Genomic DNA, 20,951 nt, shown 5'->3' with positions numbered 1-20,951 from the left:
TCCCACTTGGGGGTGATCAGCAGCTGCGTCGACAGCGCCTTCTTTGTTCTATGCCAACCGGTTGACACCATCGCCCCGCCCTCCGATTGTCCTCCCTCCACCTCACCTCAAAGGACACAACACCAATGACATTGTCGGGCTTTGCCGCCTATTCCGGCGCGCTGGCGATCGCCGCCATCATCCCGGGGCCGCAGATCGTCGCCATCGTGGCGCAGGCGCTGCGCAGCGGCTACCGGCAGGCGGCCTGGATGACCGCCGGCATGGTGCTGGGCGACGTGCTCTACCTTGCGGCGGTGCTCGCCGGCCTTGTCTTCATCGCCGAGACTTTCAGCTTTCTTTTGATCGCCATCAAATGGGCGGGCGTCGCCTATCTCTGCTGGCTTGCCGCCCAGTTCTGGAAGGCGGGCGAGACGTTCCAGGCATCGGAAGCCGGCGCGGCGAAGAGCAGCGGCAACGTCTTCCTCTCCGGCGTGCTGGTCACACTCGGCAACCCGAAATCGGTGCTGTTCTACATTTCCATCCTGCCGACGGTGGTCGACCTCGGCGCGCTGTCCGCGCTCGACGTGCCGATCCTTCTGGCCATCACCGCCATCATCCTCGCGGTCGTGCAGTTCCCCTTCGCCATCGCCGGCGCCGGCACGCGGCACACCTTGCAGTCGCCGCGCGCCACGCGCCTGTTCAACCGCGGTGCCGCAGTTTGCATGGGTGGCGCCGCGGCGAGCATCGCGCTCAGGAACTGACGCAAATGGATTTCGCGCCCTTGCCAGCCGAGGCCGGGGCCCCGCGATCGGTCTTTGATATGAGCTGACACTAATATAACCTTTCAACCGCGGTTGGCGAAGCAATTTGAGTTAATCGGCCTTTCGGGAATTTCCACAGACGCGCCGGGTCGGTTCGTCCCGTCGCCAAAGATTTGCGGAGGGGGTACGCGGCGATCGAAGCATGGGCAGCGGATCCCCGTTGAGATGACTTGATAAATCCATTCGCCACTACAGACAATAAGGGAGGAAAGACATGTCGGGCAAAATTCTGCAAATAAACTATAAGCTTAACGAGCCAAGGGCTGAGTATGAGAAAGAAAACTTGCCCTATGCTCAACCCATCGCGGACATACCTGGCCTGCGCTGGAAAGTCTGGATCATAAACGAGGCCCAAAGCGAAGCCGGCGGGATTTACCTGTTCGACGATGACGCCGCCGCGCAGTCCTTCGTGGACGGGCCAATTATTGCGGAGATGAAAGGTGACCCGACGTTGAGCATCAAGGCGTTTGACGTGATCGCGGAACTCACGACCATTACCCGTGGCCCGGTGAAGTAGCACTAAGGATACCCGCAGCAATAGGTGCGTCGACCCCTTTCGATTCGCCCCGCAGATCGCCGACCGAAACGATGCCGTGCGATTCATCTAATATGGCTGATGTCCTTTGAGAAGGAGGGACAAGGATGGCCGCCTATCTGATTGCCGACGTCGATATCACCGACGCGGCCGTGTTCGAGCAGTACAGGCTGGAGGTTCCGGCGACCGAGGCGCGCTTTGGCGGGCACTATCTCGCGCGCGGGGGCGCGACGCGGGTGCTTGAAGGCGACTGGGAGCCGCACCGCCTGGTCATAATCGAATTTCCCGACATGGCCGCGCTCACCGCATGGTACGACTCGCCGGAGTATGAGAGGCTGAAGCAAATTCGCTTCCGCTGCGCCCACACGCGCATCATAGCCCTCGAAGGGATGCCGGCTTAGCAGTTGCTCGCCCCCGAGACAGCGGAGGCGAGCAGCCCAGCTCACGCCATCTGCAGCCGCTGCCGGCTCGGCTGCGGCGGGAAGGCGATGGCGATGCCGGCGGCGCCGAGGCCGACCAGCGCCGAGCCGATGAACAGCCAGGAATAGCTGGCATAGGCATCATAGATCATGCCGCCGGCGAGCGGGCCGAACGACATGCCGAGGCTGGAGAGCATGGTGGCGGCGCCGAGCACGGTGCCGATGATGCGGCCGCCGAAATATTCGCGCGCCAGCACCGCGTAGAGCGGCATGACGCCGCCATAGGTGGCGCCGAAGATGACGGCCAGTATATAGAAGTGCTCGAGCCGGCCGGCGGCGAGATAGGCGGCGATCACCGCGCCCTGGATGGCGAGGCCGGCAATCAGCACCGGCTTGACACCCAGTCGGTCGGCAAGCACCCCGTAGAGCACGCGCCCGCCGAGGCCGGCAAGGCCCTCGACGCTGTAGATCGAGACGGCGGCCATCGGCGCTACGCCGCAAGCCATCGCATAGCTCACCATGTGGAAGATCGGGCCTGAATGGGCCGCGCAGCAGGCGAAGAAGGTGAGGCCGAGCACCAAGAATTGCGGCGAGCGCAGGGCTTGGCTCACACTCATGCCGGGATCGTCCGCGGCGGGCTGCGGCGTTCCGTCCGCTCGCGCTGCCGCCGCCGGCGGCTGGCGCACCAGCAACACGGCGGGCAGCAGAAGCACCCAGGCCATGACGCCGATGTCGAACATGGCGGTGCGCCAGTCATAGGCCGAGATCAGCCAGCGGGCGAAGGGCGAGATGGTCATCGGCGCCACCCCCATGCCGGCCGAGACCAGCGACACGGCGAGGCTGCGGTTGGTGTCGAACCAGGTGGTAGTGAGCGCGATCATCGGCGCGAAGAAGGCGCTGGCGGCGAGGCCCACGATCACGCCGTAGCTAAGCTGGAAGACGAGAAGTGAGTTGGCGCGGCTCGCCACCACCAATGCCAGGCCGAGGAGCACCGCGCCGGCAAGCACGACGGGGCGGGCGCCCAAGCGGTCATAGATCGCGCCCCAGGCGAAGCCGCCGACGCCCATGACCAAGAAATTCAGCGTCATGGCGCTGGAAATGCCGGCGCGCGACCAGTTGGTGTCGAGCGACATCGGCTCGAGAAAGATCGCCAGCGAGAACATCGCGCCGAGCGCCACACAGGTCATCAGCGCGCCAGCCGCGACGATGACCCAACGATAGGAAAGCTTCATGGTTTTCTCCGTAAGGCATCCTGTTTGATGCGGCACGGTTTTTCCAGGCTCATCGTGCCGCTTGCGTCCGAAGGACGCCGCAGGCGAGGCCGATCCTACAATCCGGTTGCATTTTTTAACCGGATTTTTTGTGCCTATCTCGCAGAAGTCGGCGTTCCTTCACACCCCCCTCTGTCCTGCCGGACATCTCCCCCGCAAGGGGGGAGATCGGCTGTTTGAATGCCGCGCCATCCCCTGCAGCGTTGAAAATTTGCGAAAGCCGAGATGAAAGCCGATCTCCCCCCTTGCGGATCCCCTGCGGGGGAGATGTCCGGCAGGACAGAGGGGGGTACTGTCCCGCCGTCGTCCCCAAGTGTCAGCAGAGCACAACGCTTCTCATTGACCGTCCGCCAGTCCCTTCTAGATTGACCCCTCTCAACCAGGAGGCACCACCCATGGAACTCTATCGCGGCCGGCTCATCGACCACATCCAGCTTGTGGTGCGCGACCTGAAGGCCAGCCGGCGTTTCTACGGCGCGGTGTTCGAGGTGCTGGGCATCCCGGTCGGCGGCGAGGCGCAGGATTATTTCTGGGCCGACGAGCTGTTCGTCTCCAGCCCCGACAGCCGCGCGGCGCTCGGCGTGCTCACCGGCCGCCACCATCTCGCCTTCCAGGCGAGGGACCGCACCATGGTCGACGCCTTTTACAAGGCCGGCCTCGCCGCCGGCGGCAAGGACAACGGCGCGCCGGGCGAGCGCCCCTACCACCCCGGCTACTACGCGTGCTTCCTGCTCGACCCCGACGGCAACAACATCGAGGCGGTGTTCCACGGCGAGGCGAAGCGGAGCGCGGCGGCGGTGGAGATCAGCTACTAGAGCACTTCCTCCCTCATTCCTTCACCGCGCCCGTCATCGAGGACACGTAGTGCTCGACGAAGAAGGAATAGAGCACGACGACCGGCAGCGAGCCGATCAGCGCTCCCGCCATCAGCGCTCCCCATTCATAGACGTCGGAGCGAACCAACTCGGTGAGCACGCCGACCGGCACAGTCTTCTTCTCCGACGACTGGATGAAGGTCAGCGCGTAGATGAATTCGTTCCAGGATAGCGTGAAGGCGAAGATGCCGGCAGAGATCAGGCCGGGCACCGACAGCGGCAGCACGATCTTGGTGAGGATCTGCCAGCGGCTTGCACCGTCGATCAGCGCGCATTCCTCCAGCTCGAAGGGGATCGAACGGAAGTAGCCCATCAACAGCCAGGTGCAGAACGGGATCAGGAAAGTCGGGTAGGTGAGGATCAGCGCGAAAGGCGTGTCGTAGAGGCCGAGGTTGAACACCATCACCGACAGCGGGATGAACAGGATCGAGGGCGGCACGAGATAGGCGAGGAAGACGGCAAGCCCAACCTGACGCGCGCCCGAGAACCTCAGCCTTTCGATGGCATAGGCGGCGAGCACCGCGGCCGCCAGCGACAGGAAGGTGGCGGCGGTCGAAATGATGACCGTGTTGAGCAGCCAGCCCGGATAGGAGGTCTCGAAGAGCAGGTAGCGAATGTGCTCCAGCGTCGGATGCACGACCCAGAACGGATTGAAGTTCACATAGTCGGTCATCTCGACATTGGGTTTAACCGCCGTGATCGTCATCCAGTAGAACGGAAACAACAGCACGATCAGAAACACCAGGAGCGGCAGATAGACCGTCACCACCTTGCGCGGCAGGCTCTGCAGGTAGCCCATGCCGCCTTCGTCGGTGTCCGGGCGCTCGACTTGCTTGATCGCGGCCATGTCAGTCTCCACCGCCTTGCTGCCACCTGCGCCGCTGCAGGCCGAAATAGCTGAACAGGATCGCCGCCAGCAGGAAGGGGATCATGGCGACCGCGATTGCCGCGCCTTCGCCGAGCTGGCCCCCGGAAATGCCGCGCTGGAACGACAATGTCGCCATCAGGTGGGTGGCGTTCACCGGCCCGCCGCGGGTCAGCACATAGATCAGCTGGAAATCGGTGAAGGTGAACAGCACCGAGAAGGTCATGGTGATGGCGATGATCGGCGTCAGCAGCGGCAGCGTCACATGGCGGAACAGCTGCCAGCGGCTGGCGCCGTCGAGCGTGGCGGCCTCGTAGAGCGACTGCGGGATCGTCTGCAGGCCGGCAAGCAGCGTGATGGCGACGAACGGGATGCCGCGCCAGACATTGGCGGCGATGACGGAAGCGCGCGCGTTGGTCGGATCGCCGAGGAAATTGATTCGGTGGTCGATCAGGCCCATCTGCTGCAGCGCCCAGGACAGGATCGAGAACTGCGAATCGTAGATCCACCAGAAGGCGATGGCCGACAGCACGGTCGGCACCACCCAGGGCAGCAGCACCACCGCGCGGAAGAACGACTTGAAGGGCAGTTTTTCGTTGAGGATGAGAGCCAGCCAAAGGCCGAGCATGAATTTCAGGGTCGAAGCGCTGACCGTGTAGAGCAGAGTGTTGAAGACCGACAGCCAGAACACGCTGTCGCTCCAAAGATATTCGTAGTTCTCGACGCCGATATAGATGCCGGGGCGGCCGATGCGGGTGTCGGTGAAGCCGAGCCAGACGCCCAGCCCCAGCGGATAGGTGAGAAAGACCAGGAGCAGCGCTGCCGCCGGCAGCATGAAGCCGAGGCCAAGCGTGTTGCGGCTCTCTGCCAGCCGCGACAGGAATGACGGACGCCGCTGAACGGCAACGGATGGCACGGCCATGGCGCGGACTCCCTGCGAGGTCTGGTAGAACGGGGCGCTCGCTCTTCGTTCCGGACGCCTCCGGACGAAAGGCGCGGCACCCCGGCGAACAGGATCAGACGCGATAGTAGCGGTTGGCGCGCTTTTCGGCCTCTTCCATCGCTTCCTGCGGCGTCGCCTGTCCGGTCACCGCCTTGGCGAACATGTCGACCAGCACATAGTCGGCCATGGTCGCGGCCGAGGCGTAGCCGAGCGGCCCGGCATAGCCGTTGGGGCGCAGCGTCGCCGAGGCTTTCGCATAGGCCGCGTTGTTCGGGTCGGCCTTCCACACCGGATTGCTGTCGAAGGCCTTCAGCGTCTGGCAGCAATAGCCGGCCGACGACGTGATCCAGTCCGACATCTGCGGATCCTCGAACATGAACTGCAGATAGGCTTTGGCCGCGTTGGGGTAGGGCGTGTAGCCGAAGATGACGGCGGTGGTCACCTGGTACAGCTCGACCGACTTTCCGACCGGACCGATCGGCATGTTGGTCGTGCGCATGTCCTTGGCGATTTCGGTCAGCTTCGGATCCTTGTCCTTGTTGACCTTGGCCGTGTTGTAGACCGAGATCCCGTTGGCGATCACGCTCACCTCGCCGGCCAGGAAGGCGCGGTTGTTGTTGACGTCGAGCCAGCTTTCGGTTCCGGGGATGAAGGTCTTGTAGAGCTCCTGCGCATACTGGATCGCCTTGAGCGTCTCTGGGCTGTTGATCGTCACCTTGCCCGCTTCGTCGACCATCTGTCCGCCATGGCTCCACAGCAGCCAATGCGCGTAGTTGTTGCCGTCGCCGACGCCGTGGCCATGCGTGAAGCCGGCCGGATGCCCTTTCGCCTTCAGCGCCTTGCAAAGCTCGAGGAAGCCCGCCGTGTCCTTCGGGAATTCGGAGAAGCCGGCCTCCTTCACCCAGCTTTCGCGATAGACGATGGCGTTGCCGATTGTGGCGAGCGGCAGGCCGAGGAACTTGCCCTCGCGCGTCGCATACTGCTTCGGACCGTCGTGCCAGCCGCCATACTTCTTGCCGAGATAGTCGCCCAGTTCAGTCACGTCGAGCAGCTTGTCGGGATACTGGTGCGGGTCGTCGAACCAGACGAGCATCAGGTCGGGGCCGGAGCCGACATTGGCGGCGACCGCCGCCTTGGGCCGGATGTCTTCCCAGCTCTCCTTGTCGACGCGCACATCGACGCCCGTCGCTTCAGTGAACCGCTTGGTATTTTTGAGCCACTGGTCCTCGTCGCCCTGCACGAAAGGCGACCAGCGCAGCAGCCTGAGCTTCGCGCCTTCCTCGGGCTTGTAGGTCAGGCCCTCCTGGGCGAAGGCGCTCGAGCCGACGAACCGGCTGCCCAAGGCTCCCGCTACCGCCGCGCCGGCGGTCGTGCGGATCACGTCGCGTCTGGTGAACTTCATGCTCGTCTCCTCCTCTATGATTCCTCGTTGCGTGGCTCTAGCGCGCCGCTTCGATCCGCTGGCCCGTCTCGCCGTGGAACAGGTGGATGGGGCCAGGCTCGACCGACAGCCGGATGGTTTCTCCCGGCGCGAAGGAATGGCGTTCCCGGAAATTGGCGACGATGTCCTCGCCGCCGGCCGTCCGGCCGATGATCTGCACTTCCGAGCCGGTTGGCTCGATCACCACCACCGTGACCAGGATGCCGTCGTCGGCCAGCCGCAGATGCTCGGGCCGTACTCCGAGCACCATGGCCTCGCCGTTGCCGATCGAGGGTGGTTTCGGCAAAGGCACGGAAATGCCTCCCGCGCCACGGAAAGAAGGCGCGCCATCGTTGGCGAATGTGCCCTTGAGCAGGTTCATGGCGGGCGAGCCGATGAAGCTTGCGACGAAGAGGTTGTTTGGCCGGTCGTAGAGTTCCAGCGGCGGTCCGATCTGCTCGACGACGCCGTCATGCATGACCACGATCTTGTCGGCCATGGTCATGGCCTCGATCTGGTCGTGGGTGACGTAGACCGTCGTCGTCTTCAGCCGCTGGTGCAGTTCCTTGATCTCGGCGCGCATCTGGACCCTGAGCTTGGCGTCGAGATTAGAGAGCGGCTCGTCGAACAGGAACACCTGCGGATTGCGCACGATCGCCCGGCCCATGGCGACGCGCTGGCGCTGGCCGCCGGAAAGCTGGCGCGGATAGCGCGACAAGAGCGGCACCAGCCCGAGGATTTCGGCCGCCCGCTTCACTCCCGCATCGCTTTGCGCCTTCGGGACACCCTTGAGCATGAGCGAGAACGCCATGTTCTCGGCGACCGTCATGTGCGGATAGAGCGCGTAGTTCTGGAAGACCATGGCCACGTCGCGCTCCTTCGGCGCAACGTCGTTGACGATACGGCTGCCGATCGAGATATGGCCGCGCGAGATTTTTTCCAGGCCGGCAATCATCCGCAGAAGGGTCGATTTTCCGCAGCCCGAGGGCCCGACCAGCGTGACGAACTCGCCGTCTTCTATGTCGACGCTGACCCCATGCAGAATCTGGGTGGCTCCGAACGATTTGTAGACATCGCCAATCGCGACAGACGCCATCGAATTCCTCCCGGTGGTCCCTGCGAGGTCTCGCGGGAGCCGTTTCTAATCAAGGTGTGGCTGAAACGGATGCCGGCAAGCATCCACCACTGGCGTCGGCGACGTTTGCCCCAGCTCCCCCCGGGTCACGCGACTGTGAAACGGTAGCGCTACCAAATCCGCCTGTAAAGCCGCGGCGCGCGCCCTTATACTTTCGTCGTTGAGGACGCTCTCATCCGCCGATCAAAAATGCCGCGATCAACTTCTGCAGGTTCCCGCCCGCGCCGAACTCAACCTTGTCGAAGTCTCGGCTGGCCTGGCGCTGCGCCTTGGAAAGCTGGTCGAGATATTGCGTCAGCTCGGCCCTGATCTTGGTGCAGCCGGGATCGTCGGCGACGGTGAGGCCAGTGCTGAAGGCGACGATCTTGCCCACCATGTCGACGATGCCGGCGCCGTGCACCTTCTCATGCGCGGCGAGCCCGGCTGCAAACGCGTCCCAGCGCGCCCGCACGGCGGGGGCAAGTTTTGCCGAGGGCTTGGGCAGCGTGTAGGTGATGATGAGCTTCGGCCGCGCCGACTTCAGCACGCAGGCACTACTCTCCGGCCGGTAATCCCGCTGCCAGGTCAGCTTGAAATTGGTGTGCGCGATCGCCCGCCGCTCATTGCCGGCCGAGTCCTTGCCGATTACCGGGCCTTTCTCGCCGATCGAGACATAGAGCTCCTCCACCGTCTGGCCGGAGACGGCATAGGTCGCGACCGTCTCGACCGGCTTCCAGTCGGCGAAGGCGGGCGTGGCGAGCAGCAGGGCGGAAAGCAGCAGGGCGGGCTTCATAAGGACTCGGGTGGGATTTTCGCGCGAGGCTTCGTGCATAGCGGTTGTCGGGGCGAGAGCAAAGACGGCGCGGCGCCTAATCTCCCCACTTGAGGGGGAGATGTCGCCGAAGGCGACAGAGGGGGTCGCAGCGCCTGAAGCGCCAACGTCATATGCGGTGGAGATGAGATCGCACTCTACGCGAGACGACCCCTCTGACCGCTTCGCGGTCAATCTCCCCCTTCAAGTGGGGAGATTAGCCTCCGCCCCGGAACCCGCTCCACCCGTCCGCCGTTTCCTTGGCATCGTCTCGACCCATGGGGAGGACAAGGATGACCCGCGACGAGATCATTTCCGTGCTTGGTCCGGTCGATGAGGCCGTCATCGCCGACATCGCGCTCACCGGCGCCAATATCGAGGAACTGCGCGAGGCCTTTGCCTGGATCAGCGCCGACGAAGCGCTGGTGAATGAGGGCCGTGCGATGCCAGGCACCCGCGTGGCACGACTGATCGAGATTTTGGAACCACCCGAGGACGAGCCCGCGATACAGAGTGGGACGGACTAGCCCTTTCCCCGTCGAGGGAAAGGCTAAAGCATGTCTCCCGAAAGTGTGCAGCGGTTTCGGGACAAAGACATGCTTAAATCAAAGACTTAAAGCAGGTCGCGTGAATCCTTTTTTCACGCGATCTGCCTTAGGTGATTTCCCCCTACTTGTCCCTCGGGCATCGCAGGCATAGCTTCTTCCCGCTTATTGGGGGAGGAGGCTATTTTGGACACCAATGTCGTCATTGTCGGCGCGGGGCCGGCCGGTCTTGCCGTCGGCGCCTGCCTGAAACAGGCTGGCGTCGATTTCACCATCCTCGAAAAGGCCGGCGAGGTGGCGCCGGCCTGGCGGCGGCATTACCGGCGGCTGCATCTGCACACGGTGAAGTCCTTCTCCTCGCTGCCCTTCATGCCGTTCCCCAAAAGCCACCCCCGCTACGTCCCGCGCGAAAAAGTGGTCGCCTATCTCGATGCCTATGCCGAGCGTTTCGGCCTCGAGCCGCGTTTCGGCGTGACGGTGAAATCCATCCGCCGCGCGGGCGAGAAATTCCTGGTCGAGACCGATGCCGGCGAGATCGGCGCCCGCAAGATCGTGATCGCCACCGGCAACAATGCAGAGCCGATCATGCCGGGGTTTCCCAGTATCGAGGCGTTCAAGGGAGAGGTGCTGCACAGCGCCGCCTACACCGAGGCCGCGCCCTATACGGCCAAGAACGTGCTGGTCGTCGGCATGGGCAACACCGGCGCCGAGATAGCGCTCGACCTGGCCGAGAGCGGCGCCCGCCCGACGATCTCGGTGCGCAAGGGCGTCCACATCGTGCCGCGCCAGCTCTTCGGCGTGCCGATCCAGATGGTGGGCATCGCCAGCCGGCCGATGCCGCAGGCGCTGAACGACTGGATGTTTCCAAAAATCCTGGACCTGGCGTTGGGCAGGCTGGAGAAATACGGCATCGTCAGGCCGAAGGCCGGCATCCTCAAGCAGATCGACGCCGGGCGCATTCCGGTCATCGATGTCGGCACCGTGGCGGCGATCAAGGCGGGCAGGATCGGCATCCTCCCCGACATCGCCCGCTTCACCGAGGACGGCGCGAGATTCGCCGACGGGCAGGAGAAAAACTTCGACGCCGTGATCTTCGCCACCGGCTACCGGCCAGGCTATGACGGCATCCTGCCGGCGGAGCTGCGACCCGCGAAAAGCGGGGTGAATGCCCGCGCGAGCGACCTCGGCGTCTATCTCGTCGGCTTCTACAACCCGGTCACCGGCCTGCTGCGCGAGATCGGCATCGAGGCTCAGGCGGTGGCGAAGGATATTGCCGGCGCGGCGCGGCTGCCGCGCAAATGCGATAGGCTGCGTTCCTTCACACCCCCCTCTGTCCTGCCGGACATCTCCCCGCAAGGGGGAGATTAGCGGTTTCGGCGCCGGCCATCTCCCACGACTCGGGCGATTGGCGAAAGCCGGGGTGACATCCAATCTCCCCCCTTGCGGGGGAGATCGCCGGCAGGCCAGAGGGGAGTGCCTCGCGATGACGTTGGAGGGCTCGGTTCCGACCACACACAAATCGGGTGGCGCCCCGCACCGCGGCATGCCAAGCCAATCCCAGTCAAACCGGGGGACCCAGCCATGCTCACACTCTACGATTATCTGCCGTCGCAAAACGCCTGGAAGGTGCGTGTCCTGCTGGGGCTGCTCGGCATCGTTTACGAAACGCGGCAGGTGTCGATCTTCGAGGGCGAAAGCCACACGGACGCTTTTCTCAAGCTCAATCCGGCCGGCGCGGTTCCGGTGCTCGGCCTGGAGGACGGCGAGGCGATTGCCGAGTCCAATGCGATCCTCGTCTATCTCGCCGAGGGCACGCTCTACCTTCCGGCGAACCGGTATCTGCGCGCCAGGGTCATGCAGTGGCTGTTCTTCGAGCAATATTATGTCGAGCCGGTCATCGGCTCGCTGCGCTTCTGGACGCTGACCGGGCGGTTGGAGCGCAACAAGGCGTTTGCTCCCGGCAAGCGCGAGGCGGGCATCCGCGCGCTCGCAGCACTCGAGCGCAGCCTGCAAGACACGCCATTCCTCGTCAGCGGCTCGCTCACCGTCGCCGACATCGCCGTCTATGCCTACAGCCACCGCGCCGAGGATTGCGGCTTTCCGCTTGCCGATTATCCGGCAGTCGGTGCCTGGATCGATCGGGTGAGCGAGACGATCGGCGAAGGCTATCCCGTCCATCCCTACAGCGACGATCCGCATTCGGCTGCCTGAGGGCGAGAAGCCGGGCGCGTCGGGCTTTGTCTTATGCAATTCCAGACGGGAAAACCGTTGTGCCTTTCCTGGAATTGCTCGTGCGCGCCCGGCCGTTCTTGGCGGTCAATGCTTGCTCTTGGCGGAGCCGGTGGTGGCGCCGCTGATCGGGATGCGCCTGGCCTTCGCCTGGGCGCGCTGGGTCTTCGGCAGGATCACCGTGAGCACGCCGTTGTGGAAGGCGGCGTTGACCTTGGCTTCCTCGACCTCGGCGCCGATCGGAATGCGCCGCTCGAAGCGCCCGTAGAAGCGCTCGGAGAACTGCCTGTCCTTGTCCTCGCTTTCGGAGCGCCTCTCGCCGCGCAGCGTCAGCACGCCGTCGTCGAGCATCACTTCGATGTCCTTCTCCTCCATGCCGGGGACTTCCGCCATGACGCGGATTTCGCTGCCGGTGTCGGAGATTTCGAGGCTCGGCCATCCGGGACGCCCGCCAAAGGCGCCGCCGAACGAGGGCAATCCGGCACCGAAGCCGCGGAACGCGTCGTCGAGCAGGCGATTCATCTCGCGGTGCAGCGTCATGAACGGATCGCGATCGCTGTCGCGATAGAAGCCGGGAACCTGATTGCCTTCCCTGTTCCAGGGAATGAGATCACGAATTGCCATTTCAATTCCTCCTTTTGGCACGCGATGCGGGCGGTGCCCGGACAGCCCTTGGCTGTGCATTTAGCCGGACCGGTCGTTCAGCGCACCGGCGGCGGCCGAAATGCAGCCTTGCATGTCCGGCGCTCGCACGAGATCTGCAAAAATCGATCTGGAGGCCGGCCGGCCGAAGTCAAGTCCCGCCTTGCCGGCGCGCCAAGGTTTTTCTCCATGCCCGTTTCGGCGCCGCCGGATGCCTGGAACGGAAGCGCGGGGCAGGCGTTTTGCGTTCGGAATTGCGTGAAAAAAATGACGAGAGCAGCGTGCCGGCGCCGCCCCGGCGCCCGTCGTTCTGGCCCTGCTTTCCGGCAACACACAAGCAAATGGAGACCAGGAAATGGTTCGCACCGTCGCCATAGCAATCCTCGCCATCGGCATGGTCAGCCTTCCCGTCGTGGCGGCCGAGGAGTACTGGGTCGCCAGGGATGCCGTCTCGAAGCAGTGCGAGATCGTGCCGAAGAAGCCCGACGGGACGCTTGTCGTCGACCTCGGCAAGAAGAAATACGCCAGCGAGGGGGAGGCCAGGAAGGCGATGGAGGCGTTGCCGGACTGCAAGAAGAAATAGGTAGGGGCGCCGATCTCCGCCTCGAGGGGGAGATTGGCTGGCGCCTACCGGTCCACCATCGACATCGTTCGCTCACCATACCTCGGCCCTGACACCTTGTCGGGCGTCAGCGCCATGTCGAGCCCCAGCATCTCGGTGGCGTCGAGCTCGATGTCGGCGGCCGCGACATTTTCCTCGAGATAAGTCCGTCGCTTGGTGCCGGGGATCGGCACGATATCGATGCCGAATTCCGGCCCCTTGGCGAGCAGCCAGGCAATCGCCACCTGGCCGGGCTTCACGCCCTTAGCGGCGGCGATGTCGCGCACCGTGGCGGCCGCCGTGACATTGGCGTCGAAATTCTCGCCCTGGTAGCGCGGGTCGCCGCGGCGGAAATCGCCTTCGGGATAGTCTTCCGCGCGCTTGACGTCGCCGGCGAGAAAGCCGCGGCCGAGCGGCGCGAACGGCACCAGGCCGATGCCAAGTTCGGCAAGCGCCGGGATGATTTCGGGCTCGAGGTTGCGCTCCCAGAGCGAATATTCGCTCTGCAGGGCCGAGACCGGATGCACGCCATGCGCGCGGCGGATGTTGGCGATGCCCGCCTCCGACAGGCCGAAGAAGCGCACCTTGCCTTCAGCCACCAGCTGGCCGACCGCACCCGCCACATCCTCCATCGGCACATCAGGATCGACGCGGTGCTGGTAAAGCAGGTCGATATGGTCGGTGGCGAGCCGTTGCAGCGAAGCCTCCACCACCTCGCGGATGTGCTCGGGCCGGCTGTCGCGGCCGGTGCCGTCCTGCTTGCCGTCGACGATGCGGAAGCCGAATTTTGTCGCGATCGTCACCTGATCGCGCCGGCCCTTCAGCGCGCGGCCGAGAAGCTCCTCATTGGTGAAAGGCCCGTAGACTTCGGCCGTGTCGAGGAAGGTGCAGCCGAGATCGATCGCCCTGTGGATCGTTGCGATCGACTCCGCCTCGTCGGCCGGCCCGTAGGACTGGCTCATGCCCATGCAGCCGAGGCCGATCGAAGAGACGACGAGCCCCTGGCTGCCGAGTTTCTGCTTGCCGAGGCTCATCTGTCTGTCTCCGGTGGGAAATTAGCACCCGCGAAATTATAGGGCCGCGACGCGAACCGTCCAGCGCCTCAAGCCCTCGGCAGCAGCCGGCGCATGATCAGCGAGGCGTGACCGCCGACGCCGTGCGCCGCCGTCCGGCGCTCGGCCACCTCGAAACCGTGCTTGCGGTAGAAGGCGATCGCCCGGTCGTTGCCCTCGATCACCTCCAGCGCGATGCTGGGGATGCCGGCATGGGCGGCGAGCACCGCATGCAAAAGGTCGACCGCCAGGCCGCTGCCGAACTCTTCCGGTTCGACATGCAGCCGGTCGAGCATGACGTCGCCATGTTCGCCCATCTCCGCCATCGCATAGCCGGCGATCGAGCCGTCGGTCCGCTCGGCCACGAAGGACATCTTGTCATCGTCGTCAAGTTCGGCCGCGAGCTTCTCCGGGGCATGCCTTTCGTCGGAGAGTCGGGCCGTGTTTTCCTCGCCCATGATCGGCGCATAGGTGCGCCGCCAGGACTGGCCGAGCAGCCGCGAGACGGCCGCCAGGTCGTTCTTCGTCATCGGGCGGATATGGGTCATGTTGGGGCCTCCTCCTAGGTGCTCATCGAAATAGGGCGCGGCCGTCGCGACAGCCAATCTTCCTCCTTGTGGGGGGAGATTGAACTCCATCGCCCCGCTAAATTGACTCGCCCCGCGCTCTCCGCCATCCTTATAGCCAGCCGCCAGCTTGAGCGGCAGCGTGTTTCGAGTGAGGCCATGGCAAGTCCCGTCGCCAGAGAGAATTCCCGCCGCGCCGCGGTGAAGAAGGCGCTCGACCGCCACAAGGTCTATGTCACCGCGCGGAGCTTTTCCGGCGGCACTTACAGCGCGCGCGTGCTGGTCGACGGCGAAGCCTATTGGGTCGACGAGTTCCGGCTTTCACAGCTCAGGCAGGGGTTGTCGCCCGCCGAACTGGAACTGACGCCGGCGACTGACGATTGAGCGTGACGCCTATCACTTCGCACCGCTGCGATGCACGAAAGTCCGAAATGTTGGTGGGACAGCACCCCCCTCTGTCCTGCCGGACAGTCCGGCAGGACAGAGGGGGGTGTGAAGGAACGCGGCGCCGGCAAGACCATCCTGCCCCCACGCCAACCTAACCATGCCCGCCCCCTCCAAGCTCAAATCCTACCGCGCCAAGCGCGAGTTCAGCCGCACGCCGGAACCGGCGGGCGGACTGGCGGGTGAGGGCGGCAACCGTTTCGTCGTCCACAAGCACCATGCCACCGCCGACCACTACGACCTGCGCCTCGAAGTCGGCGGCGTGCTGAAGAGCTGGGCGGTGCCGCGCGGCCCCTCGCTCAACCCCGCCGACAAGCGCCTCGCGGTCGAGACCGAGGACCACCCCATCGAATATATCGACTTCGAGGGCGTCATCCCCGAGGGCGAATATGGCGGCGGGCCGATGATCGTCTGGGACACCGGCACCTGGGCGCCGATGGAGGATGTCGAAAAGAGCCTGCGCACCGGCGCCTTCAAGTTCCGGCTGGCCGGTGAGAAGCTGAATGGCGGCTGGATGCTGACCCGCCTGAAACCAAAACCCGGCGAGGACGAGAACAAGAAGAACTGGCTGCTGTTCAAGGAGCGCGATCTCGCCTCGGACACCAGGCTCGACATCCTCGAAGCGCGGCCGGAAAGCGTGAAGACGGGCCGCCGCATCGAGGAGCTGGCGGCGACGCCGAAGAAACCGCAGCGCCTGCCGCCCAAGCCCGGCTCGCTGAAGCCCGGCGCGCTGTCCGGGGCGGTCAAGGGCGACCCGCCGACCCGCATCGAGCCGCAGCTCGCCACCCAGGTGACGGAGCCGCCGGGCGGACCGGTGGAGGACACCGGCACGCTCTGGCTGCACGAGATCAAGTTCGACGGCTACCGCACCATGGCGCATGTCGTGGACGGCGAGGTGCGGCTGATCACCCGCGGCGGCATCGACTGGACGAAGCGCTACGGCGATCTCCCGCAGGCCTTCGCGCGGCTGCCGGTGAGCCAGGCGATCATCGACGGCGAGATCATGGTGCTCGACGAGAAGGGCATTTCCCGCTTCGCGCTGCTGCAGGACGCGCTGGCCACGGGCGCCGGCTCGAAGCTGCATTTCTACGCCTTCGATCTTCTCCACCTCGACGGCTGGGACCTGCGCAAGGCGCCGCTGCTGAAGCGTAAGACGCTGCTTGCCGAATTGCTCGCCGGCCAGGCGGCGAACTCCGCAATCCAGTTCAGCGACCATGTCGAGGGCGATGGGCGCGGGCTCTACGGCCAGGCGACGGAACTGGGACTCGAAGGCGTGGTCTCCAAGCGCGCCGACGCCGTCTACCAGAGCGGCCGCACCAAGAGCTGGACCAAGGTCAAGGCGCAAAAGAAGGGCGACTTCGTCATTGCCGGCTACACCGTGTCCGACCGGGCCGAAGGCTTGGCGGCGCTCGGCCTCGCCGAATTCGAGGACGGCGAATTGCACTACCGCGGCAAGGTCGGCACCGGCTTCGACAGCGTCATGGCGAGAGATCTGCTTGCCCGGCTGGAACGGCTGACGGCCGGCGCCACGCCGCCTGAAGGCGTGCCGCGCGAGATCATGCGCGAGATGCATTGGGTGAAGCCGCTGCTGTCGGCCCATATCCACTACGCCAACCGCACTGCCGACAACGCGCTGCGCCATGCTGTCTTTCGCGGCCTGCGCGAAATCGGCGGGCTCACCACGCCGGTCCCGGTCAAGCGCCGGCGGCTGATCGCCGAATCTGACCTCGCCACCATCTGGGTCACCAATCCGGAGCGGCGGCTGTTCGGCAAGACCGGGCCGACCAAGCTCGACATCGCCGTTTATTACGCGCTGGTCGGCGATTTCATGCTGCCCCACATTATCGGCCGCCCGGTGTCGCTGGTGCGTTGCCCGACCGGCAAGCCGCAGGACTGCTTCTTCCAGCGCCACGCCTTCACCGGCATGCCGCCTTCGGTGGCGGTGTTCGAGAGCACCAATTCGGAAGGCGAGACCAAGACCTATCTGTCGGTCGAGGACGCCAAGGGCTATCTGGCGCTGGCGCAATTCGGCGTCGTCGAGTTCCACACCTGGGGCACGCACCGCACCAAGCTCGACAAGCCCGACCAGATCGTCTTCGATCTCGACCCGGGCGAGGGGATATCCTGGCGCGAGGTGGTGGAGGCTGCCGTCCATATAAAGGGCGGGCTGGAAAGCCTCGGCCTTGTGCCTTTCGCGAAAACCTCCGGCGGCAAGGGCATCCACATCACCGTGCCGGTGACCCGCAAGCAGAACTGGAAGAAACTGCACCAGGCGAGCAGCGCGATATCGACTTTCCTGGCCGCCACCGCGCCCGACACCTTCACCACCACCATGGGCAAGGAAAACCGCAAGAAGCGCATCTTCATCGACTTCCACCGCAACGCCCGCGGTCACACCTCCGCGGCGCCCTATTCGCTGCGCGCCCGCACCAACCTGCCGGCCTCGACTCCGGTGAGCTGGACGGATCTGGAGACGATCGACGCGCCCGAGGACCTGAACTACGCCTCGCTGCCGGGATTGCTGGAGACGTCCGGGGATCCGTGGGCGGAGATCGATGAGGCTGCCAGGGATCTGCCGGTGGTGGACAAGGCGGGATAGACAACGAGCGTCGCGTTCCTTCGCGCCCCCCTCTGTCCCGCCAGCGTCTCAGTTCCATCTCGCTACAATTTGAATTATTCTCCGCGCCAGCCCGCCCCACAAACACTTCGCTAGGAATTCAGCAGTATCATCAGGGGTCGGTGTAGGATTTCCGCGGCGCCAATCGTCCTTCGGACGAGAATAAGGCGCTGCAGAGAGCATGATCCCAAAAAGTGGGAACCGGTTTGGAGAGGATCATGCTCAAGCTAGAATGTCAGTGCATGGCCGCGTAGGAGTTCATCATGGCGCCCAGGGCAAGTTGGAAAGGTTACCTCAAGCTCAGCCTCGTCAGCTGTCCGGTCCGGCTTTATCCGGCCACCAGCGCGAGCGAGCGCATCTCGTTCAACCAGTTGCACAAGAAGACCCACAACCGCATCAACATGAAGCCGGTCGATCCCGAACTCGGCCTTGTCGAGCGCTCAGACCTGGTCCGGGGCTACGAATACGAGGACAAGCAGTACATCATCATCGATGACGCCGACCTCGAGGCGGTCAGGATCGAATCCAACCACACGATGAACATCGAGGCCTTCGTCGACGAGGACGAGGTCGATGTCATCTATCAGGACTCGCCCTATTACCTGGCGCCCGACGGCGCCATGGCGGAGGAAACCTTCGCGGTGCTGCGTGAGGCGATGCGCAAGTCCGGCAAGCTGGCGATTGCGCGCCTTGTGCTCTCCAGTCGCGAGCGCGTGGTGACGATCGGTCCGCGCGAGAACGGCATGTTCGTCTGCACCTTGAGGAATCCGAACGAAGTGCGGGGCACAGCTGAGTATTTCGGCAACATCCCGGATGCCAAGCCGGATCCCGAAATGCTGCAACTGGCCGAGGCGCTGATCAAGCAGAAGCAAACCCATTTCGATCCGAAGAACTATGAGGATCGCTACGAGGTGGCGCTGATGGCGATGATCCGCGAGAAGCTGAAGGGCCACAAGCCGATCATCGCGGCGGCGCCCGAACGCGGCAACGTCATCAACCTGATGGATGCGCTGAAGGCGAGCCTGTCGCAGCAGGCCAAGCCCCCGGCCAAGTCGAAGAGCAAGGCCGAGGAGGCGCCGGCCAAGCCCGCCAAGAAGGCGGCTGCCGGTGGCGCGCCTGAGAACCCGCTGAAGGCGAACCTGCTCAAGGCCGTCGGCAAGAGCAAGAAGTGACTGGAAGTGCAGGGCCAGTGATCGTTCCCGGCGCCGTCTACGGCGTCGTCGGCGCGCTGGCCGCCTTTCCGCTCAGGCTCGCCGCGCGCGAGGTCGAGCGCCGCCATGCCGAGCTGAGGCGCGGCGTCACGCGGCGCACCACCCATGTTGTGTTCGGCCGCGCGCTGCTTGCCAAAGCGGGGCTTGCAAAAGCCGGCGATGCCGAGCTGGAGCGCCGCGCGAAAGCCGAGCGCGAAGCCGGCCGCGCCCTCATTAGCGAGAACGGCTTCCTGCGTCTGCTCGGGCTGATGAAGGCGCCGGAGGCATCGTCCCTGTCCAGGCAGTCGCTCATCGACCAGTCCCGGCTTGCCGGCGACGATCTCGACCTGCTGGCTCTGTTCGACGCCTTCGAGCACGACGCCGAACCCTATTCCTTCCGCGACCTGATCCTGGCCAGGAAATATGCCGGGCTGATCGCCAGCGGCGCCACCTGGGGCGCGATCGCGCGCTCCGTGCACCGCTCCGGCCCGGTCGCCTCGCTCACCGCCAAGTCGCTCAATCTCGGCTCGCGGCATGGCCGGCCGGACGCGATCTATCTCGATGAGGGCAGGAGCGAGCTCGACGGCCAGCTTCTGTTCGATCTCGGCTCTCCAAATTCGGGAATGTTTGGAGACGACACGCTGGAGGAACTGTTCGCCGAGGCGGAAGCCGCGGAAGAGGAGGGGCGCCACGACGATGCGGCAGCCCTCTACCAGCGCTGCATGGCGATCGACGCCAAGGACGCCATCGCCGCCTTCAACCGCGCCAACTGCCTGCGCGGCGCCGGCCGCGTCGCGGAAGCCGCGCACGACTATGCGCGTGCGATCAAGCTCGATCCGGGCTTCGTCGAGGCCTGGTTCAACCTTGCGGGCCTGATGAGCGACGAGGGCAAGGTTGCCTCGGCGCGAAGGCATCTGCAGAAGGCGATCGCGCTCGACAAGGCCTATGCCGACCCGGTGTTCAACCTCGCCCGACTGGAGTTCGACGCCGGTAATCTGCTGGAAGCGCGGCGGCTGTGGGCACGGTATCTGGAGCTCGACGCGGATTCCGAATGGGCGCGCATTGCGCAGAGGGGAATACAGTTCGTGGATTTGCACATGGCGGGTGAGCGAGATGTTCGCGCCTGAACACCCCCCTCTGGCCTGCCGGCCATCTCCCCCGCAAGGGTCCGCAAGGGGGAAATTATGCGCTCGGCCGCTTTCGCCAATCTCCAACGTCGGAAGAGTGAGCGGGGCCTCTGAACTGCCAATCTCCCCCCTTGCGGGGGAGATGCCCGGCAGGGCAGAGGGGGGTGGGACGGAGTGTGACCTTTCCAGAAAGCTCGCCCCATGACCCACTTCCTCCTCGACGGCCCGGACTCCGCCTCCGTCGCCATCCTGCTCGCCCACGGCGCCGGCGCGCCGATGGACTCCGCCTCGATGGCCGCCACCGCCAAGGCCTTCGCCACCGCCGGCTTCCGCGTCGCGCGCTTCGAGTTCCACTACATGGCCGCGCGCCGCTACGGTCACCGCAAGCCGCCGCCGCGCGCCGAGACGGTGAACCCAGAATATGTGAAGGCGATCGCCGACCTTCGCGCCAAGGGCGTGACCGGAAAACTGATCATCGGCGGCAAGTCGATGGGCGGGCGGGTCGCCTCCATGGTCGCCGACGAGATGTTTGCGAAAGGCGAGATCGCCGGCTTGGTCTGCCTCGGCTATCCCTTCCATCCCCCGGGCAAGCCCGAGCAACTGCGGACAAAACACCTCGCCGGCCTGAAGACGCCGACGCTGATCTTCCAGGGCACGCGCGACGAGTTCGGCACCAAGGAAGAAGTCGCGACCTACGGTCTTTCCGACGCCATCGAGGTGATCTGGCTGGAGGACGGCGACCACGACCTGAAGCCGCGCAAGGCGGTGTCGGGGTTTTCCGCGGGCGATCATCTGAAGACGGTGGCGGAGACGATTAAGGCGTGGGCGGAGCGGATCTAAGCGGCTCGCATCGGCTGCGAAAAGAGCGCCGGCGGCGAAGCTGCC

General features: G+C 64.7%; 22 protein-coding genes. 13 read left to right on the top strand and 9 right to left on the bottom strand.

Annotated features, from left to right (window positions below; translation table 11 throughout):
* The first annotated feature begins 125 nt into the window (after positions 1-125).
* The 3 genes from EH240_RS34610 (at position 126) to EH240_RS34600 (ending at position 1,736) form a co-directional block, all read left to right on the top strand.
* A complete protein-coding gene (locus tag EH240_RS34610) occupies positions 126-740 on the top strand; it encodes a LysE family translocator (RefSeq protein WP_125006854.1) in 615 nt (204 codons plus the stop codon).
* A gap of 274 nt (positions 741-1,014) precedes the next feature.
* Positions 1,015-1,317, top strand: coding sequence for a YdhR family protein (locus EH240_RS34605; protein ID WP_125006853.1), 303 nt, complete (start codon positions 1,015-1,017; stop codon positions 1,315-1,317).
* A gap of 125 nt (positions 1,318-1,442) precedes the next feature.
* Positions 1,443-1,736, top strand: coding sequence for a DUF1330 domain-containing protein (locus tag EH240_RS34600; protein ID WP_125006852.1), 294 nt, complete (start codon positions 1,443-1,445; stop codon positions 1,734-1,736).
* Positions 1,737-1,777: 41 nt separating this feature from the next.
* Here EH240_RS34600 and EH240_RS34595 read toward each other — a convergent pair whose 3' ends face one another.
* A complete protein-coding gene (locus tag EH240_RS34595; protein ID WP_125006851.1) occupies positions 1,778-2,986 on the bottom strand; it encodes an MFS transporter in 1,209 nt (402 codons plus the stop codon).
* Positions 2,987-3,420: 434 nt separating this feature from the next.
* Here EH240_RS34595 and EH240_RS34585 point away from each other — a divergent pair, with 434 nt between their 5' ends.
* Positions 3,421-3,840 (top strand): VOC family protein, encoded by a 420-nt coding sequence (locus tag EH240_RS34585; RefSeq protein ID WP_125006849.1) that lies wholly within the window; start codon positions 3,421-3,423, stop codon positions 3,838-3,840.
* 13 nt (positions 3,841-3,853) lie between these two features.
* Here EH240_RS34585 and EH240_RS34580 read toward each other — a convergent pair whose 3' ends face one another.
* The 5 genes from EH240_RS34580 to EH240_RS34560 form a co-directional block, all read right to left on the bottom strand.
* Positions 3,854-4,747 (bottom strand): carbohydrate ABC transporter permease, encoded by an 894-nt coding sequence (locus EH240_RS34580; RefSeq protein WP_125006848.1) that lies wholly within the window; start codon positions 4,745-4,747, stop codon positions 3,854-3,856.
* Between the two features lies 1 nt (position 4,748).
* Positions 4,749-5,600 carry a carbohydrate ABC transporter permease gene (locus EH240_RS34575; protein WP_425374865.1) on the bottom strand — a complete coding sequence of 284 codons (852 nt, stop codon included), beginning with the start codon at positions 5,598-5,600 and terminating at the stop codon, positions 4,749-4,751.
* A gap of 181 nt (positions 5,601-5,781) precedes the next feature.
* Complete coding sequence (locus tag EH240_RS34570; RefSeq protein WP_125006846.1) at positions 5,782-7,110, bottom strand: ABC transporter substrate-binding protein; 1,329 nt, start codon at positions 7,108-7,110, stop codon at positions 5,782-5,784.
* A gap of 37 nt (positions 7,111-7,147) precedes the next feature.
* Positions 7,148-8,224 (bottom strand): ABC transporter ATP-binding protein, encoded by a 1,077-nt coding sequence (locus EH240_RS34565; RefSeq protein WP_125006845.1) that lies wholly within the window; start codon positions 8,222-8,224, stop codon positions 7,148-7,150.
* 211 nt (positions 8,225-8,435) lie between these two features.
* Complete coding sequence (locus EH240_RS34560) at positions 8,436-9,035, bottom strand: DUF922 domain-containing Zn-dependent protease (protein WP_125006844.1); 600 nt, start codon at positions 9,033-9,035, stop codon at positions 8,436-8,438.
* A 311-nt stretch (positions 9,036-9,346) separates the two neighbouring features.
* Between EH240_RS34560 and EH240_RS34555 the strand changes: the two genes are divergently transcribed.
* From EH240_RS34555 to EH240_RS34545, 3 genes are all read left to right on the top strand, one after another.
* A complete protein-coding gene (locus EH240_RS34555; protein WP_125006843.1) occupies positions 9,347-9,580 on the top strand; it encodes a hypothetical protein in 234 nt (77 codons plus the stop codon).
* A 204-nt stretch (positions 9,581-9,784) separates the two neighbouring features.
* Positions 9,785-10,966: a flavin-containing monooxygenase gene (locus EH240_RS34550; RefSeq protein ID WP_125006842.1), complete on the top strand. Its 1,182-nt coding sequence runs from the start codon at positions 9,785-9,787 to the stop codon at positions 10,964-10,966.
* Between the two features lie 213 nt (positions 10,967-11,179).
* Complete coding sequence (locus EH240_RS34545) at positions 11,180-11,809, top strand: glutathione S-transferase family protein (protein WP_125006841.1); 630 nt, start codon at positions 11,180-11,182, stop codon at positions 11,807-11,809.
* Between the two features lie 105 nt (positions 11,810-11,914).
* Here the strand turns inward: EH240_RS34545 and EH240_RS34540 are convergent, their stop codons facing one another.
* Positions 11,915-12,451, bottom strand: coding sequence for an Hsp20/alpha crystallin family protein (locus EH240_RS34540; RefSeq protein WP_125006840.1), 537 nt, complete (start codon positions 12,449-12,451; stop codon positions 11,915-11,917).
* A 373-nt stretch (positions 12,452-12,824) separates the two neighbouring features.
* Between EH240_RS34540 and EH240_RS34535 the strand changes: the two genes are divergently transcribed.
* The gene (locus EH240_RS34535) at positions 12,825-13,052 is read left to right on the top strand and encodes a hypothetical protein (RefSeq protein ID WP_125006839.1); all 228 of its coding nucleotides are present in this window, start codon (positions 12,825-12,827) and stop codon (positions 13,050-13,052) included.
* Positions 13,053-13,096: 44 nt separating this feature from the next.
* Here EH240_RS34535 and EH240_RS34530 read toward each other — a convergent pair whose 3' ends face one another.
* Together EH240_RS34530 and EH240_RS34525 are read right to left on the bottom strand one after the other, a co-directional pair.
* Positions 13,097-14,104 (bottom strand): aldo/keto reductase, encoded by a 1,008-nt coding sequence (locus EH240_RS34530; protein ID WP_125006838.1) that lies wholly within the window; start codon positions 14,102-14,104, stop codon positions 13,097-13,099.
* A 68-nt stretch (positions 14,105-14,172) separates the two neighbouring features.
* Positions 14,173-14,670 (bottom strand): GNAT family N-acetyltransferase, encoded by a 498-nt coding sequence (locus tag EH240_RS34525; protein ID WP_125006837.1) that lies wholly within the window; start codon positions 14,668-14,670, stop codon positions 14,173-14,175.
* A 177-nt stretch (positions 14,671-14,847) separates the two neighbouring features.
* On the opposite strand from EH240_RS34525, the gene EH240_RS34520 reads away from it, so the two are divergent.
* From EH240_RS34520 to EH240_RS34495, 5 genes are all read left to right on the top strand, one after another.
* Positions 14,848-15,072 carry a hypothetical protein gene (locus EH240_RS34520; RefSeq protein ID WP_125006836.1) on the top strand — a complete coding sequence of 75 codons (225 nt, stop codon included), beginning with the start codon at positions 14,848-14,850 and terminating at the stop codon, positions 15,070-15,072.
* A 160-nt stretch (positions 15,073-15,232) separates the two neighbouring features.
* On the top strand, positions 15,233-17,731 hold the full coding sequence (gene ligD, locus EH240_RS34515) for a DNA ligase D (protein WP_125006835.1): 2,499 nt from the start codon (positions 15,233-15,235) through the stop codon (positions 17,729-17,731).
* Positions 17,732-18,012: 281 nt separating this feature from the next.
* Entirely contained in the window at positions 18,013-18,921 is a 909-nt protein-coding gene (ku, locus tag EH240_RS34510; RefSeq protein WP_125006834.1) for a non-homologous end joining protein Ku, read from the top strand.
* Positions 18,922-18,938: 17 nt separating this feature from the next.
* On the top strand, positions 18,939-20,066 hold the full coding sequence (locus EH240_RS34505) for a tetratricopeptide repeat protein (RefSeq protein ID WP_125006855.1): 1,128 nt from the start codon (positions 18,939-18,941) through the stop codon (positions 20,064-20,066).
* 201 nt (positions 20,067-20,267) lie between these two features.
* The gene (locus tag EH240_RS34495) at positions 20,268-20,906 is read left to right on the top strand and encodes an alpha/beta hydrolase family protein (protein ID WP_125006833.1); all 639 of its coding nucleotides are present in this window, start codon (positions 20,268-20,270) and stop codon (positions 20,904-20,906) included.
* Positions 20,907-20,951 lie beyond the last annotated feature (45 nt).

Origin of the sequence: Mesorhizobium tamadayense (assembly GCF_003863365.1) — a bacterium.
Lineage (GTDB): Bacteria > Pseudomonadota > Alphaproteobacteria > Rhizobiales > Rhizobiaceae > Mesorhizobium > Mesorhizobium tamadayense.
Note: the sequence above shows the minus strand (reverse complement) of the source record. Positions and strands in the feature narration are given on the sequence as shown.

Bases quoted from the DNA above. Each gene is read 5' to 3' on its own strand.
- EH240_RS34585 (WP_125006849.1), top strand. From the start codon at position 3,421: ATGGAACTCTATCGCGGCCGGCTCATCGACCACATCCAGCTTGTGGTG.
- EH240_RS34570 (WP_125006846.1), bottom strand. From the start codon at position 7,110: ATGAAGTTCACCAGACGCGACGTGATCCGCACGACCGCCGGCGCGGCG.
- EH240_RS34530 (WP_125006838.1), bottom strand. From the start codon at position 14,104: ATGAGCCTCGGCAAGCAGAAACTCGGCAGCCAGGGGCTCGTCGTCTCT.
- EH240_RS34610 (WP_125006854.1), top strand. From the start codon at position 126: ATGACATTGTCGGGCTTTGCCGCCTATTCCGGCGCGCTGGCGATCGCC.
- EH240_RS34565 (WP_125006845.1), bottom strand. From the start codon at position 8,224: ATGGCGTCTGTCGCGATTGGCGATGTCTACAAATCGTTCGGAGCCACC.
- EH240_RS34600 (WP_125006852.1), top strand. From the start codon at position 1,443: ATGGCCGCCTATCTGATTGCCGACGTCGATATCACCGACGCGGCCGTG.
- EH240_RS34495 (WP_125006833.1), top strand. From the start codon at position 20,268: ATGACCCACTTCCTCCTCGACGGCCCGGACTCCGCCTCCGTCGCCATC.
- EH240_RS34540 (WP_125006840.1), bottom strand. From the start codon at position 12,451: ATGGCAATTCGTGATCTCATTCCCTGGAACAGGGAAGGCAATCAGGTT.
- EH240_RS34555 (WP_125006843.1), top strand. From the start codon at position 9,347: ATGACCCGCGACGAGATCATTTCCGTGCTTGGTCCGGTCGATGAGGCC.
- EH240_RS34545 (WP_125006841.1), top strand. From the start codon at position 11,180: ATGCTCACACTCTACGATTATCTGCCGTCGCAAAACGCCTGGAAGGTG.
- EH240_RS34520 (WP_125006836.1), top strand. From the start codon at position 14,848: ATGGCAAGTCCCGTCGCCAGAGAGAATTCCCGCCGCGCCGCGGTGAAG.
- EH240_RS34605 (WP_125006853.1), top strand. From the start codon at position 1,015: ATGTCGGGCAAAATTCTGCAAATAAACTATAAGCTTAACGAGCCAAGG.
- EH240_RS34575 (WP_425374865.1), bottom strand. From the start codon at position 5,600: ATGCTGCCGGCGGCAGCGCTGCTCCTGGTCTTTCTCACCTATCCGCTG.
- EH240_RS34560 (WP_125006844.1), bottom strand. From the start codon at position 9,035: ATGAAGCCCGCCCTGCTGCTTTCCGCCCTGCTGCTCGCCACGCCCGCC.
- EH240_RS34580 (WP_125006848.1), bottom strand. From the start codon at position 4,747: ATGGCCGCGATCAAGCAAGTCGAGCGCCCGGACACCGACGAAGGCGGC.
- EH240_RS34595 (WP_125006851.1), bottom strand. From the start codon at position 2,986: ATGAAGCTTTCCTATCGTTGGGTCATCGTCGCGGCTGGCGCGCTGATG.
- ligD (WP_125006835.1), top strand. From the start codon at position 15,233: ATGCCCGCCCCCTCCAAGCTCAAATCCTACCGCGCCAAGCGCGAGTTC.
- EH240_RS34535 (WP_125006839.1), top strand. From the start codon at position 12,825: ATGGTTCGCACCGTCGCCATAGCAATCCTCGCCATCGGCATGGTCAGC.
- ku (WP_125006834.1), top strand. From the start codon at position 18,013: ATGGCGCCCAGGGCAAGTTGGAAAGGTTACCTCAAGCTCAGCCTCGTC.
- EH240_RS34525 (WP_125006837.1), bottom strand. From the start codon at position 14,670: ATGACCCATATCCGCCCGATGACGAAGAACGACCTGGCGGCCGTCTCG.